10 protein-coding genes are annotated in these 14961 nt (G+C 51.2%); 4 read left to right on the forward strand and 6 right to left on the reverse strand.

What is annotated here, in order from left to right; translation table 11 throughout:
- Positions 1–230: 230 nt before the first annotated feature.
- From R2103_RS11015 to ppk1, 3 genes are all read left to right on the forward strand, one after another.
- Positions 231–1871 (forward strand): restriction endonuclease, encoded by a 1641-nt coding sequence (locus R2103_RS11015; RefSeq protein WP_317531446.1) that lies wholly within the window; start codon positions 231–233, stop codon positions 1869–1871.
- A 256-nt stretch (positions 1872–2127) separates the two neighbouring features.
- Entirely contained in the window at positions 2128–3252 is a 1125-nt protein-coding gene (locus tag R2103_RS11020) for a PQQ-dependent sugar dehydrogenase (RefSeq protein ID WP_317531447.1), read from the forward strand.
- A 116-nt stretch (positions 3253–3368) separates the two neighbouring features.
- Complete coding sequence (ppk1, locus tag R2103_RS11025; protein WP_317531448.1) at positions 3369–5453, forward strand: polyphosphate kinase 1; 2085 nt, start codon at positions 3369–3371, stop codon at positions 5451–5453.
- Here ppk1 and R2103_RS11030 read toward each other — a convergent pair.
- The 3 genes from R2103_RS11030 to ppx all read right to left on the reverse strand — a co-directional run bounded on the left by R2103_RS11030 (position 5435) and on the right by ppx (position 11573).
- Positions 5435–8281: an EAL domain-containing protein gene (locus R2103_RS11030; protein WP_317531449.1), complete on the reverse strand. Its 2847-nt coding sequence runs from the start codon at positions 8279–8281 to the stop codon at positions 5435–5437. The genes ppk1 and R2103_RS11030 overlap by 19 nt on opposite strands.
- Complete coding sequence (locus R2103_RS11035; protein WP_317531450.1) at positions 8278–9927, reverse strand: FecR domain-containing protein; 1650 nt, start codon at positions 9925–9927, stop codon at positions 8278–8280. The genes R2103_RS11030 and R2103_RS11035 overlap by 4 nt, the downstream gene beginning before the upstream one ends.
- 161 nt (positions 9928–10088) lie before the next feature.
- Entirely contained in the window at positions 10089–11573 is a 1485-nt protein-coding gene (ppx, locus tag R2103_RS11040) for an exopolyphosphatase (protein WP_317531451.1), read from the reverse strand.
- Positions 11574–11613: 40 nt separating this feature from the next.
- On the opposite strand from ppx, the gene sixA reads away from it, so the two are divergent.
- Entirely contained in the window at positions 11614–12144 is a 531-nt protein-coding gene (gene sixA, locus R2103_RS11045; RefSeq protein ID WP_317531452.1) for a phosphohistidine phosphatase SixA, read from the forward strand.
- Here sixA and R2103_RS11050 read toward each other — a convergent pair.
- The 3 genes from R2103_RS11050 to R2103_RS11060 all read right to left on the reverse strand — a co-directional run bounded on the left by R2103_RS11050 (position 12139) and on the right by R2103_RS11060 (position 14908).
- Entirely contained in the window at positions 12139–12570 is a 432-nt protein-coding gene (locus tag R2103_RS11050; protein WP_317531453.1) for a helix-hairpin-helix domain-containing protein, read from the reverse strand. The genes sixA and R2103_RS11050 overlap by 6 nt on opposite strands.
- A gap of 117 nt (positions 12571–12687) precedes the next feature.
- On the reverse strand, positions 12688–13047 hold the full coding sequence (locus R2103_RS11055; protein ID WP_108698088.1) for a YajD family HNH nuclease: 360 nt from the start codon (positions 13045–13047) through the stop codon (positions 12688–12690).
- Positions 13048–13096: 49 nt separating this feature from the next.
- On the reverse strand, positions 13097–14908 hold the full coding sequence (locus R2103_RS11060; RefSeq protein WP_317531454.1) for a long-chain fatty acid--CoA ligase: 1812 nt from the start codon (positions 14906–14908) through the stop codon (positions 13097–13099).
- Positions 14909–14961: the final 53 nt, after the last annotated feature.

The raw sequence follows: 14961 nt of genomic DNA on the forward strand, positions 1-14961 counted from the left end.
AAATTAATGGTCTAAAAATAACAGTGAAATGACGGTTTCTGGATGGGTTCTTGACGAAAATCGGTTAAATACATTGATCATCAACGGGTTTGACAGCCGATCCTAATTCCATTAATTTCATTCACGATGAAAAATGGTGTCTATTTTTCCTATATTCGAACAGATTCAGATGTAAACGATCTGTGCATCAAAACGTACATGGCTTCAAAGTCTAAGTTTAGAGGTAATATATGTGGCAAATTGAAATTTCACATCCCGGATTAAACAAATATAGACATATCAGAGGGAAGGATAAGAGTGTCGTAGAACAGAAAGCAGCAGCGCAGCAGGCGGCCTGGGCCCAGATGTGGCTTATAAAGCTTGAAAAAGAACAACAATCGTTGATCAAACAATTAAATCATGAACAGGCTAAGTTGCGCACCTTAGAGGCTGTTAAAGCAGTTGAGGAGCTTAAGAACATTTTGCAGCACACACTTGGTGTCGATGACACCATCAAATGGGAGACACTAAAAAACAAGAAAGCTTTCCAGAAACAAAAGCCTGAGCTACCGCAGCCGCAAGAAATTCCACAAAGCCCACTGCAAACTGCGCCACAATATCAACCCAAATTTAATTTTCTCGACGTGCTAATCCCATCACGTGAAGATGAAAAAATTAAGCATGCTCAAGAACTCTACAAAACTGATTACCGGTATTGGGAAGTACAGAAAGAAAAAATTCTGAAAAGGAATTCCAAATCAGAGAAAGAATACTTGAAACAGTTGCAACTTTGGCAAGCAGAAGAGCAAGAGTTTCTCGCAAAGCAGAAAGAAACAAACGAAGCTATCGAAAAAAGAAAAGAACAATATCTCGGTAAAGACCCGGATGCCATTTTTGACTATTGTGAGCTTGTTCTCTCCAACTCGAAGTATCCAGATTATTTTCCTAAGGAGTTCGACCTGGACTATAACACCGAAACAAAGATTCTCATTGTTGAATATTCCTTGCCTTCGATTGATGTAATGCCAACCGTCAAAGAGGTCAAGTATATCCAATCCAGAGATGAGCTCGCTGAGAGTCATCTACCCGAATCAATCCTCAATAAGATTTACGATAGTTTGGTCTATCAAATAGCACTTCGAACAATCCACGAATTATACGAATCTGATGTCGTTAACGCCTTGGACTCAATCGTTTTCAATGGTTGGGTTGAGTCCATCGACAAAGCTACCGGCAAACAAGTCAAGGCTTGCATTTTATCTGTGCAAGCAAATCGAGCTGAGTTTTCCTCTATTAATTTGGCAAATGTAGATCCTAAGCTTTGTTTCAAGACTCTCAAAGGTGTCGGCAGTTCAAAATTGCATAGCCTAACTCCTATTGCACCAGTTCTCAGTATCAGCCGTGAAGACAAGAGGTTCGTTTCTTCTTATGAAGTATCTGATAAAATTAATGAATTTAGCAACCTTGCCGCAATGGGCTGGGAAGATTTTGAGCATCTCATACGTGAGGTCTTCGAGAAGGAATTTGCACAGCACGGCGGTGAAGTCAAGGTAACGCAAGCAAGTCGAGATGGGGGTGTTGATGCAATTGCGTTTGACCCTGACCCGATTCGAGGAGGTAAGATCGTTATTCAAGCAAAGCGCTACACCAACACAGTCGGGGTATCCGCTGTTCGTGATCTATTTGGGACAGTGATGAACGAAGGGGCGACAAAAGGAATTCTTGTGACTACTGCCGATTATGGGCCTGATGCCTACGAGTTTGCAAAAGGCAAACCTTTAACACTTTTAAGCGGAAGTAATCTTCTACATTTGCTAGAAAAGCACGGACATAAAGCAACAATCGACATAAAAGCAGCAAAACAGATTTTGGCGGAGACAAAAACAACTTGATGGAATTTGATTCGTATGAACTGTCAACAATAAACGAAGCATCTAATCGGACAAAAATAAAAGAGGAGATCAATTGGTGTAAGAATTTCGATACGTTCCGTTGCCCAGAGTATGACCGCCGAAGTGAAAGACAGTCTCAAAAAGATCAAAGACCTGTGCGTTTAACATTATGTCTTTTGAATCACAAGCATTGAGACCCGTCAAGAGGGATGATACATTGATGCTCCTTATTCAAAGATTCGCCAGAAGGAAAAAAATGATCTGCAAGCTACCGCTCGTATTACTTTTTTTGCTGACTTCGTTAAGCAGCAGTCTTTTCTTTCCATTCGCCGCACAAGCCCAACGCCTTCAAACTGAATTCGACGTGCGCTTGGTGGCCGAAGGATTGCAATTCCCCTGGGGCATGGCGTTCATGCCGGACGGCAATGTGTTGGTGACGGAGAAGGTTGGCCGGTTACGTATCATCACACCGGATGGCAAGGTATCGGAGCCGATCAAGGGCGTTCCGGCGGTTTTCTTTCAGCAGCAAGGCGGTTTGCTCGATGTAGCGCTGGATCCGGAATTTGCCAAGAACCGGCTGATTTACCTGTCGTACGCCGAGCCGGAAGGATCGCGGGCCGGTACGGCGGTTTCCCGGGCCGAGTTGAAGGACGGCAGCCTGGAAAACTTGCAGGTGATTTTCCGCCAGGTACCGAAAGTACCGGGATCGGTGCATTTCGGTTCACGTCTTGCGTTTGCGCCGGATGGCAATCTGTTCATCACATTGGGCGATCGCGGTGATTACATGGGAGAAGCGCAGAACCTGAGCAATCACATCGGTAAGATCATCCGCATCAAGCCCGACGGCTCGGTGCCTGCTGACAATCCGTTTGTCAACAATCCGCAAGCCAAACCGGAAATCTGGTCGTACGGTCATCGCAGCGTGCAGGGCGCTACGATTCATCCGAAAACCGGCGCGTTGTGGATTCATGAACATGGCCCCAAGGGCGGCGACGAGATCAATATCCCGCAGCCCGGTAAAAATTACGGCTGGCCCAAAGCCAACTACGGCATGCACTACGACGGTACGCCGATAAAGCACGAACACGCCGGGCAAGGCTTTGAAGAACCCATTCACTACTGGGTGCCGTCGATCGCACCGTCCGGAATGGTGTTCTATACCGGCAAATTGTTTCCGGCATGGCACGGCAACTTGTTTGTCGGCGCTTTGGCCGGACGGCAAATCGTGCGTTTAACGTCCGATGATAAAAAAATTCTCAGCGAAGAACGGTTATTGACCAACACGCTGCGATTCCGCGATGTGGAGCAAGGTCCGGACGGCGCGTTGTATCTGCTGACAGATGAAGACAATGGCAAATTATTGAAACTGTCACCAAAATGAAACATTAATGCGGTATAAACCGGACTCCGGCAAACTCGCGTATTTTCCACACAAGCACATTGGAATGGCAATAAATTGACAAGAAAAAGTAAAAATCACCTGAACAACTTCCATTGATGGATACTCTCGATCTTAAAAACCCGACGCTGTACATCAACCGCGAACTGAGCCTGCTGGAATTCAACCGGCGCGTCATCGAGCAAGCCAAGGATGAAAGCCTGCCGCTGCTGGAGAGACTGCGCTTCTTATGCATCGCCAGTACTAATCTGGACGAATTCTTTGAAATCCGCGTAGCCGGTTTAAAACAGCAGGTCAAATACAATTCGACGCAAACCGGCCCGGATAATCTATCCCCAGCCGAAGTGCTGGCGCGCGTCAGCGAAACTGCGCATCAGTTTGTGCAGGAGCAATACAGCGTGTGGAATGACTTGATCATTCCGGCATTAGCCAAGGACAAAATACGTTTGCTGCGCCGCGCGCAGTGGAAACCGCTGCTCGGCCGCTGGATTCACCGCTACTTTAAGGATGAAGTATTGCCGGTACTCAGCCCGATCGGCCTGGATCCCGCGCACCCATTTCCGAAGGTGTTGAACAAAAATCTGTATTTCATCATTTCGCTCGAAGGCAAGGATGCTTTCGGACGGGATTCCGGGCTGGCCATCGTGCAAGCGCCGCGTTCCTTGCCCCGGGTGGTTCCGATTCCGGCCAAGTATAGCGAGGGCAATAACGACTTTGTCATGCTCTCGTCGATCATTCATGCGCATGTGGGCGATCTGTTTCCAGGCATGAGCGTGACCGGTTGTTATCAATTCAAAGTGACGCGCGATAGCGACTTATTGATCGACGACGAAGAGATCGACGATTTGCTGCGCGCATTGGAAGGCGAATTGCCATCGCGCAAATTCAGCGACGCCGTGCGCTTGGAAGTCGCGGATAATTGCCCGGATAATCTCAGCCGTTTTCTGTTGCACAAGTTTGAATTACAGCAGAACGATCTGTATCAGGTTACGGGACCTGTCAATCTGGGCCGTTTGCTGGCAATCTGCGATCTGGTCGACCGGCCGGAATTGAAATTCGTCGGTTTCACGCCCGACATTCCCAAGCGTTTGCTGAAAAACACCAATATTTTTGACGCGCTGCATAACGGCGACATACTGCTGCACCACCCGTTTCAATCGTTCGCTCCGGTCATCGATTTTCTCCGTCAGGCAGCCGCCGATCCCAATGTACTGTCGATCAAGCAGACCCTGTACCGCACCGGCGCCGATTCCGCCGTGGTCGAAGCGCTCAAGGTAGCGGCGCGTGCGGGTAAGGAAGTCACGGTAGTGATCGAATTGCGCGCGCGCTTCGATGAAGAAGCCAATATCGAACTGGCCAGCGAGTTGCAGCAAGTGGGCGCGCACGTCGTGTACGGCGTGGTCAATTACAAAACCCACGCGAAAATGATTCTGGTGGTGCGGCGGGAAGGCCGCGCCTTGCGCCGCTACGTGCATCTGGGAACCGGCAACTATCACGCCCGCACCGCGCGGTTGTATACCGATTACGGTCTGCTGACCTGCGACAAGGCCATCGGCGAGGACGTCAATAAACTGTTTCACCAACTGACCGGTTTGGGCCGCGCAGGTAAGCTGAAAAAGCTTTTACAATCGCCGTTCACGCTGCATAAGGGTATCCTGAGTTATATCGAAAAGGAAATCAGCGCCGCAGCCGCTGGGAAAAAAGCCTGGATCATCGCCAAGATGAACGCGCTGGTCGATCCGGAAATTATCGCCGCGTTGTACAAGGCGTCGCAAGCGGGTGTCAAAATCGATTTGATCATCCGTGGCATCTGCTGCTTGCGCCCCGGCGTTAAAGGGGTATCGGAAAATATCAGCGTACGTTCCATCGTCGGCCGTTTTCTCGAGCATACCCGGGTTTATTATTTTCATAATGGTGGAGGAATCGGCGAGGAGCTGGTATTTTGTTCCAGCGCGGACTGGATGACGCGCAACTTACATTACCGCGTGGAAGTGTGTTTTCCGGTCGAGGAGAAACGCACCAGCGACAATGTCATCGATCAAGGGCTGCTTAGCTACCTGTCCGACAACACGCAAGCTTGGTTACTGCAAAGCGACGGCTCGTACAAACGTTCGAAGCCCGGCACCGCCAAACCGCGCTCGGCGCAGCAGCTGCTGCTGGAACATTATTGCGGCCCGGCCTGATACAGCTTGTGCTGCATTAATTCGTACAGCGCTTCATAAGGAATCGGCCTGCTGAAGAAATAGCCCTGATGGTAATAACAGGCGTGTTGAAGTAATAACTTCACTTGCCGCTCCGTTTCCACACCTTCCGCAATCACGGTCAAACCGAGATTCTTTCCCAGACCGATAATGGCTTGCACGATTTTCAGATCGTTGCGGTTCTGATCCAGCGTACGCACGAAGGATTTATCAATTTTCAGGATATCGATCGGCAATTCCCGCAGCAGCGTCAACGAGGAATAACCGGTGCCGAAATCGTCCAGAGCGATCAAAATATTCAAACGTCTGATTTCCTCTAGCACCTTGCTGACCCGTTCCATGTCATTCACGATGGCGCTTTCGGTGATTTCCAATATCAAGGATTGAGCGGGCAACCCGGTGTCGTGCAGCACTTGCAGAATCGTTTGCGGAAAATCCCGGTTCAATAATTGCCGCGGATGCACATTGACCGATACATTCACCGGGTAGCCCAATTGCAAGAGGTTATACGCCGCAGTACAGGAAGTTCTCAGTACGATTTCGCCCAACTGCCCGATCTGGCCGATATCTTCCGCCAGCGGAATGAATTCGCTCGGTGACAAATAGCCCCGCTTCGGGTGCAGCCAGCGTACCAGCGCTTCGATACGTGCGATATGATGCGATTGCGCATGGACGATCGGTTGAAACAGCACCTGCAATTCGTCATTCTTGATCGCCGCGCGCAATTCCCTTTCCAGTTCGAGCTGATCGCGTGTCCAGACCACCGAGGATTCGGCCGAATACAAACCGAAGTGATTGCCGCCATCTTTTTTGACCCGGTACATTGCGGTACCGGCGCGTTCCAGCACCGTTTCGCTGGTCAATCCATCATCCGGGTAAAAACTCACCCCGATACTGGCGGAAACGAAGACTTCCAGACCGTCGATCTCAAAGCGTTGCCGGATCGCGTCGAGAATTTTCTGCGCCATTCCGGGCGCGGAATCTTCCTTGGCTAAACAGCTGGATAACAGCACAAACTCATCGCCACCCCAGCGCGCCAGCATATCCTCCGGCGCCACCGCGTCAAACAAACGGCCGGACACCATTTTGAGCAGTTTGTCTCCGGCATGATGTCCCATGGCATCGTTAATTTTTTTAAAATTATCCAAGGTGACAAAAAATACCGTGATAATTTTTCCGCTATTGGCGATTTCCTGAATCAGGGAATCGAATTGCGCCAGCAGCCTTGAGCGGTTCGGCAGCTTGGTCAGCGCATCGTAACTCTGCTGATGCGCGACTTGCTGCGCCAGTTCGATCCGGTCGGTAATATCCGTCATGGCGATCACCGAACCCATAGTGGCTTTTTGCTCATCCAGCAATTGGTTGCGCGTGATGCGAACCGTCCGTTCATTGCCCTGCGCGGTTCTGAGCACACATTCAACCATGCCGGGTTTATTCACGCTGCCGCCTGCGAAATCTTTCCCGGCTTGATCAACCGGCACATCAGCCACATTCGTATCAAACCCGAGAATTTCCGCTAATGGTTTTCCCTTGATTTGCTCGAGCCGGGTACGCAGAATTTTTTCCGTGCCTGTGTTGATGTACACCACTTGATCGGAAGCGTCGGTGATAATGACACCGTCGCCGATCGATTCCAGCGCCACATTGGAATGCGCTTTGCTCATCCAGAGCGTCCGCAGGAATTCATTGATGCGGCGCCAATTCCACAGCGGATACAGCGACAATGTGCCTAACAAGGTAGCACCGGGAGGAATCCAGACACGGTTCAACTCCAGAATCAAACCGGAGAGAAACAGTCCGGCGGCCATGAATGCAAGCAACAGCGGGATAGTAAGGTTCTTTCCAACCCAGGCGAGAATGACCAGAATCGCGCTGACCCACACAACCGAGAGCGCGGCTGTTATCATTCCCGGCGCCGGATAAATCATGCGATTGGATGTCAGCATGGAGAACACATTGGCATGCCATTCCACGCCCGTCATGGGTTGATGATTGAGCGGCGAGAGCGGTGTGGCAAAGCGTGTTCCCATCCCGGTGGCCGTCATACCGACCAGCACGGTTTTGTCCCTTAAACCGGCCAGGACGGCATCGTCGAACAACACCCGGGCGTACGATATTTTGCGGAAACTACCGGACTCGCCTGCATACGGTATCAGCGCTTCTTGCGCTCTCTCCCAATGTTCCGGTTGACCGGATACTGTTTCATGGACTTGCTGCTGCATGGCTCTTACCGCCGCCGGATTGGTCAGCGCCAATCCCAGCGCAGGCCATTCGGGTGCATTGATCCCCGCGGACAGATAAACCCGCCGGGCCACGCCATCGCTATCCAGTTCGATATCGACATGGCCCAATACCGCCTGCTGGGTAAACAGCGGCAGCGGCTGCACCAGCATCAGCGATTCCATATGGGCGTCGAATACCGGCGCCACGGGAAAAATGACATTACCGTGAGCGGCGATGGCTTGAGCCAGTAAGTGATCGGCGTAGGGATCGTTTTCCTGCGGCTCGGACAACAGTAAATCCAGAGCCAGCGCTTTGTTACCGATTGAATTCAGCCGGTTGATTAATTCCGCATGCACGCCCCTGGACCACGGCCAGCGGCCTAACACTTTAAAGCTCTCATCGTCGATGGCAACGATTACGATATCCGGATCTTGCGGATATTGCTGCAGAACGGCTATTTTGTCATAGAGGATAAAATCAAAACGCTCCAGCACTTCCGTATAAGCGATGGCAGCGACCCCGGTCAACAGGATGACGATACGCGCAGCAAATGAGTAATGCTTCCACGACCGGCCCGCCAGGATCATATCAATACAAGCAATGGCAGCAGCATCAGTAGCATGAACCAGTATGAGATACCGAAAGGCACTTCAATCGCTTGCGGCGTTCCCCACGGACCTTGGAAACCGTCCGCTTCGATTGTTTTGATACGCAAATAATAAGTGCCGCTATCCGGTTTTGCGATCGTCAGCTGCGAAGCGGTGGTCGACTCATCATGAATAATCTGAGTGAATTCCTTATCGCGCGCGAATTGAAACTGAAAGCTCTGTCCTTCCACAGCGGCCCGCCAGGCGAATGTCATTTTGTTATCGTCCAGCTTCGCTTCACCCACCGCCGGTGCGGGATAGGGTACGCGGAATGCCATGGTATCGCTGAACGGCCCCGCGCCTTCGCGCGCGGATACGGCGAAAATACGCCAGAAATAGTGACCGGGCGTCAGCGATTCGGATAACGTCACACTGTTCTCTTTCACTTCGGGATTAAAGTACAAAGACGATGAAAAATCGGCATCCTTGCTGATCATGACGGCGTAGTGCGACACATCCGCTTGCGCCGCCCATTTGAATTGCTGCTTCTCCGGCTCCGCCATGCCGCCCGGCAGGGGCGCAAGAATAAAAGGCGCTTCCGGGTAGGCATTCAGCGCGAACGCAATGACCGCATCCTTGCCTTCGATCGATAAACCATCGATACCGCGCACTCTGAGCCAATAATCGCCATCGGGGATATCACCGTCGCGGAAAGGCAAACTCGCTGCGGTAAATTCAGAGCGTAAGTTTTTAAAGTCCCGGTCGGCGGCAATCTGCGCCCGGTATGCGTGCGCCCCCGCCAGTGGGGCAAATTTAATCACCAGCGGCAAATTTTGATAATAATGCGCGGCTTCGGATAAGTCCGGCGGCGGCAGCAATTTGACCGGAGAGACCGGCGGCTTGCCTTCGATGGTTACCGTGCCATACCCCGCCGGCACTTTGACTTGTTTTCTTTCGCCATTGACTTCCACGCTGCCGGTCAGCACTTCGCTGCTGGTGCCGGATTGCGTTTCGATGACCCCAACGCGGAAATCCGTGCCGCGCACCGAACTGATTGCGGATGGTGTTTTGATTTTGAACCGGGTGGCTTTCTCGGATTTTTTCGGTACGGAATTTTCCGTGCGTCCCTGACGCATATCGACCAACGTGTCAATCAGCCCATAATCGCCGAACATGCGCATATTCTCCAGGCGCAGCTGGGTGTTTTCTTGCACGCGCATTTGCGACCCATCGGCGAATTCCACGGTTACGAACGCATCGTTTCCGCTTTGGATTTCATCGCCCGTCAGCAATTGCATGCCTTGCTCAAGCGGTATGCGTTCCTGGTTTTTGCGCTGTAACGTGGCGGTACCGTAGACACTGACTGCGTGCGCGAAGATATCCTGCTGTTTTGTCCAGGCCACTGGAATTCGCAGCGCGGTGCCGGGCGGTATCACGTAGGGATTGCGCACTTGATTGAGCTGTTGCAACGGTTGCACGTATTCCATGCTTTTTAGATGGCGTTCCGCCAGATTCCACAGATTATCGCCGGGCCGGACGGTATAAATCCACTCTTCGGCCACCACAGGAGCCGATTGAATCAGCATCAAAAACAATGCGATGCTGCAAATCCCGCTAAACCGGCGCACAAGTTTTCCTAATTGCATGCCATCCCCTCTCTCATTGGAACATCATTGGGTAAAACTTTGAACACAAAAAATCCGTTTTTCCGATATCGGGAAATGCAGCAGTCTAGCGCTCGCAACCCATAAGTTCAATAGCTTGCAATGAATTCCGCATGTAATCTCAAGTAAGCTGTTGCAACTGCCTAATGAAAGGATAGTTTGATATCCGCGATCTGCAAAAAACCTTGCTCGGTAATGAGATCAACCAGCGTTAAGGGGTGTTTATCCAGCCAGCCGGGCGGAAAGTCCAAATTCACGCGGTTCTTATTTACGTAAATCAGTATTTCCGGCAAGCTGATGTTCGAGCGGCTTCTGTGCATCACCACCGCCAGCCTGAGCAAGATACATAATCTAATAATGGAGGTGCGCATGGAAACAGCAATCGATTCAAATTCTTCCACGGGAAACTTGCGGCGATGGCTGCGCACCAGCATCGCCAATTTCGTTTGCTCCTGGCGCGAAAAACCAGCCAAATCCGAATTGGCCGTCAGATAAGCGCCGTGCCGGTGATATTGGTTATGCGCAACCGATAAGCCGATTTCATGAATGTAAGCGCCCCACAGCAGTAATTTCAGGTCGTTTTTTTCATCCAATTCCCAGGACGCTTTTACCTGATTAAAAAAATTTCCGGCAGTGTCTCTGACTCGGCCAGCTTGCTCCAGATCGGCATTGTAGCGTTGCGCTACCGCCATGACCGTGTTGTCCCTGACATCTTCATCGTGCACCCGGCCGATCAGGTCATACAGCAAACCTTCACGCAACGCGCCTTCGGATACATCGATCTTCTTCAGATTGAGTGCCTCAAACACACCGTACAATATCGCGACGCCGCTAGCAAAAACCGGCTTTCTGCGTTCCGATAAACCAGGAAAATTAATGAACGCACTGTCACCGATCGCGATAAGCTCGTCCATCAATTGTGTCAGCGCGGGTGCTGTGATGCCGGAATCGCACCAGCCTTGCGCTTGCACCACATCGCGTATGGCAATGATGGTGCCGGAAGAACCCAAGGCATAATCCCAGCCTGTTTTCTTATACGCCGTTTCCAGCGATTCCAGTTCCTGCATTGCAAACAAGATGGCCTTGCGCATTTTTTTGGCTTTTATCTTACCGTCGTCGAAAAACCGCTGCTCCATATTGACGCAACCCATATACAAGCTTTCCGTCTGGTATGTGTCGTACCCCCGGCCGATGATCAGCTCCGTACTGCCGCCGCCGATGTCGATCACCAGCCGCTTATTGACCTCATCGTACAACGTATGCGCCACACCGGAATAAATCAGCCGTGCTTCTTCACGGCCGGCAATAATCTCAATCGGATGACCCAATGCATGGTGCGCTTGTAGCAAAAAATCGCCGCCATTGCGGGCTTGGCGCAGCGTATTGGTACCGACGGCACGCACATTCACATGCGGAATTTCCCGGATGCGCTGACCGAACCGCTGCAGGCATTCCAGCGCCTGCTGCATCGATTCGTTGGACAATTCCTGCTTGTCATTCAAGCCAGAAGCCAATCGCACCATTTCTTTCATGCGGTCAATGATCTGCAAGCGGCCATCCGCCCAATTCGCCACAATCATATGAAAGCTGTTTGAACCTAAATCCACTGCTGCGTAGGATTCATCCATATTCGGTGCCATAGGGGTGTTAGTATGTAGATTGGTGAATATGTTTTCTATTCAAGCGATGCAAAAAAATCAACTGATCATCATGCGACACGCCAAATCGGACTGGAGCGATGCGAGCAAATCCGATTTCGACCGCCCGCTGACCACGCGCGGCAAAAAAGCTGCAAAACAAATGGGACAATGGTTGAAACAGAAACAGTACCGCATCGGCCGGATACTCTGTTCACCTGCGCGGCGCGCAAAACAAACCTGCCAGTTGGTTGCGGAGCAATTGGATTTCGCTCAGCAGCATGTGCTGTGGGAAGACAGAATCTATGAAGCATCGCTCAATGACCTGATTGCGCTGGTCGATCAATACGGCGCAGGCGCTCACACCTTGCTGATCGTCGGCCATAATCCCGGTCTGGATCAATTACTCTGCCACCTGTGCCATGATCCCCCACCTGTTAACGATTCCGGTAAATTACTGACCACCGCTGCAACCGCCGTGCTTGATTTCGGTACTGCGCCCATTTCGGCAAAAGCGCATCAAGCGCGCCTGCAATGCTTGATCAGACCCAAGGAGCTATGATTTCTTTTTATCTTTTTTCTTGCCGTCTTTTTTCTTATCTTTATGCTTCTTTTTCTTTTCTTTGTCTTTTACTGCTTTCTTGTCGTCTTTCCGGGCTTTTTTCTCGTCTTTGCCTTTATCTTTGTCTTTTGCTTTATCCGCTTCAGGCGGATTTACTATCTGACCGGCTACAGTCTTCTTGATCACAGTCAGTGGGCTGCTATCCGCCGCACCGGCCGGTTTGGCTTGTTTGATTGGCTTTTCCCGCAGGCTATCCGCCGCGGCTTGTTTGACCGCACGCGCACGCAACTCACCTTTGAAACCCGGTATTTTCCGCAGCTCTTCCAAACTCAGCGAAGCCAGCGCCTCAACCGTTTTTATTTTGCGTTCTTGCAATATTTTGATTGTAGCCGGACCGATTCCTTTGATATCCGTTAACTTCACCATGACCTGACTCCCATAAGCTCGAAAAACTCATTATAACCGCCTGCCCGTTTAATACAACGCACTTCAGCCTGGAATACCGCCATTGATCTGAATTCAATTGAACAAGCGGAATCCGGATCAAGGTTTGTTCTTCAGCATATCTTTCAGATTGGCAAAAGGATTGAACGTCGCCGTGTTTCCGGTTTGCCCGCTATCCGTCCGGCCCATGGCATCCTTGAGCTTGGAATGCTCGTTTTCGTGGCAGTAGGTACAGAGGAGTTCCCAGTTACTGCCATCGGGCGGATTATCGTCGTGATTGCTGTTTTTGTGATGCACTTCCAGTAACTGTAAATTCTTATGATCGAACGTGCGCGCGCAACGCCCGCACACCCAGGGAAATAATTTAAGCGCTTGTTCGCGGTATCCCTGCGCGCGTTTTTCGGCATTCCGGCGCGCTTCCAGAACCACTTTATCCAGCTTACTCGTATCTTTTGCCATCGGCTTGTTTCCTTCTCTCGAAAAGATTCAATGGGGCAATGCCCGCTGCTTAATGCCCGATATACAGTTTGTCGACTTCGGCTTTATATTTTTCCAGCACCTTTGTGCGCTTTAATTTGAGCGTGGGTGTCAACAGCCCGTTTTCAATAGTCCAAGGTTCATGAACGGCGGCAACACGGCGTATTTTGGCATAGCCTGGAAATTCACTGGTTTGGTGCGTGATTTTTTCCAGCAAAATTTTCTCCAGCTGATGTTTCTGCTGTTCACTATCCAAACGATCATCCAGACCATAATGCGCGATAAGATCCTGCCACCGGGCCGGATTCAATACCGCCAGAACACTTAAATAAGAACGCGCTTCGCCGATCAACATCACCTGTTCGAACAGCGGATCACGCAGAATCGCCGCTTCCATATCACCCGGCGGCACTTTCTCACCGGTCGACAAAACGATGATCTCTTTCAACCGCCCGGTGATCGTGACATGGCCTTGCGCATCAATCGATGCGATATCACCGGTATTCAGCCAGCCATCCGGCGAAATCACCGCTTTCGTCGCTTCCGGATTATTCCAGTATCCCAGCATCACATTCGGCCCCCGCACCAGCAAGGCATTGTTTTCCCCCAATTTGACTTCCACGCCGGGAATCGGCAAACCGACACTGGCCGGCACATTATCCTCAACCCGGTTAGCACACACGACCGGACTGCTTTCCGTCATTCCGTAGCCTTGCAAAACAGGCAATCCAAGACCGATAAATATGCGCGAAACTTCAGCCGGTAAGGCCGCGCCGCCGCTCATCACCATCCGCAACCTTCCGCCCAGCTTGCCCAGCACTTTGCTGGCCACCAACCGATCGAGGATTGGCCACAACACATGCGACAAGCGCCGGTACCCCCTTCTTTGCTGGCATTCAAACTGGCTGTACCCGGTTTCCACCGCAAAATTGAACAACCAGCGCGCAAAACCAGAACCCTCGGCTAGTTTTGCCTTTATGCCCGCATAAACCCGTTCATAGATGCGCGGCACCGAAATCAACAACGTCGGGCGGATGGTCAGCAGATCTTCCTGCAACTGCGGAATCGAGCGTGCATACGCAATCGTCGCGCCCGCCATCATCGGCACGTAATACCCCGATGTCCGTTCAAAAGTATGCGACAACGGTAAAAACGACAGTAACAAATCATCCGGTTGCACCGGAATCACCTGCAAACAGCTGGCCACGTTACTCAAGATATTGTGATGACTGAGCATGACACCCTTGGGGCGGCCGGATGTGCCGGAGGTATAAATGATCGTGGCCAGCGCATGCGGATCGCTGGGGATATGCTGCACTTCACCGGCATGAGCCGACGACAGCCAATCCATCGCAGCCACGATACGGACATTGTCGCAGGCATCGATGCTATCCGGCTCAAAAGGCCGGAGGATGAGCACCCGCTGCAATCCCTCTATTTCATTGTGGATGGTCAAAAATTGCTGCCATTGATGCGAGTTATCCAACAGCAATAATTTAACGTTGGCATCGTTGATGACGTAAGCCGCATTTTCAACCCGGTCATCGGTATACAAGGGAATCACCACCAGCCCGAGGCCGAGCGCCGCTTGCTCGAACATCACCCATTCCGGGCAATTCTTCATCATCACCGCAACCCTGTCGCCCGCCGCAAGCGATTCTTTCATCAACGCAGCTTGCCAGCGCGCCACCCATTGATTCATCTGCTCCCAGGTATAGTTAGCCCATTCCTCGCTGACGGCGTTGAAATAGCGGTACGCGACTTTCTGCGGTGTGCGCTGCACGCGTGCCTTGAAAAGACCATCCAGTGTTTTCGCTTCTTCTACCGGAATAATATTTGTCATTCCGTCTTGCTCGATTTGCATAGCGCTCCTTTTTATTCCGCGATTTCTGTCAG

It is taken from the genome of Nitrosomonas sp. Is24, assembly GCF_033063335.1.
Classification (GTDB): Bacteria; Pseudomonadota; Gammaproteobacteria; order Burkholderiales; family Nitrosomonadaceae; genus Nitrosomonas.

What these genes read in the sequence shown, in the direction of transcription:
- R2103_RS11050 (WP_317531453.1), bottom strand. Translation starts at nt 12,570, where the DNA reads ATGGTGAAGTTAACGGATATCAAAGGAATCGGTCCGGCTACAATCAAA.
- ppk1 (WP_317531448.1), top strand. Translation starts at nt 3,369, where the DNA reads ATGGATACTCTCGATCTTAAAAACCCGACGCTGTACATCAACCGCGAA.
- R2103_RS11055 (WP_108698088.1), bottom strand. Translation starts at nt 13,047, where the DNA reads ATGGCAAAAGATACGAGTAAGCTGGATAAAGTGGTTCTGGAAGCGCGC.
- R2103_RS11020 (WP_317531447.1), top strand. Translation starts at nt 2,128, where the DNA reads ATGATCTGCAAGCTACCGCTCGTATTACTTTTTTTGCTGACTTCGTTA.
- R2103_RS11030 (WP_317531449.1), bottom strand. Translation starts at nt 8,281, where the DNA reads ATGATCCTGGCGGGCCGGTCGTGGAAGCATTACTCATTTGCTGCGCGT.
- R2103_RS11060 (WP_317531454.1), bottom strand. Translation starts at nt 14,908, where the DNA reads ATGACAAATATTATTCCGGTAGAAGAAGCGAAAACACTGGATGGTCTT.
- R2103_RS11035 (WP_317531450.1), bottom strand. Translation starts at nt 9,927, where the DNA reads ATGCAATTAGGAAAACTTGTGCGCCGGTTTAGCGGGATTTGCAGCATC.
- R2103_RS11015 (WP_317531446.1), top strand. Translation starts at nt 231, where the DNA reads ATGTGGCAAATTGAAATTTCACATCCCGGATTAAACAAATATAGACAT.
- sixA (WP_317531452.1), top strand. Translation starts at nt 11,614, where the DNA reads ATGTTTTCTATTCAAGCGATGCAAAAAAATCAACTGATCATCATGCGA.
- ppx (WP_317531451.1), bottom strand. Translation starts at nt 11,573, where the DNA reads ATGGATGAATCCTACGCAGCAGTGGATTTAGGTTCAAACAGCTTTCAT.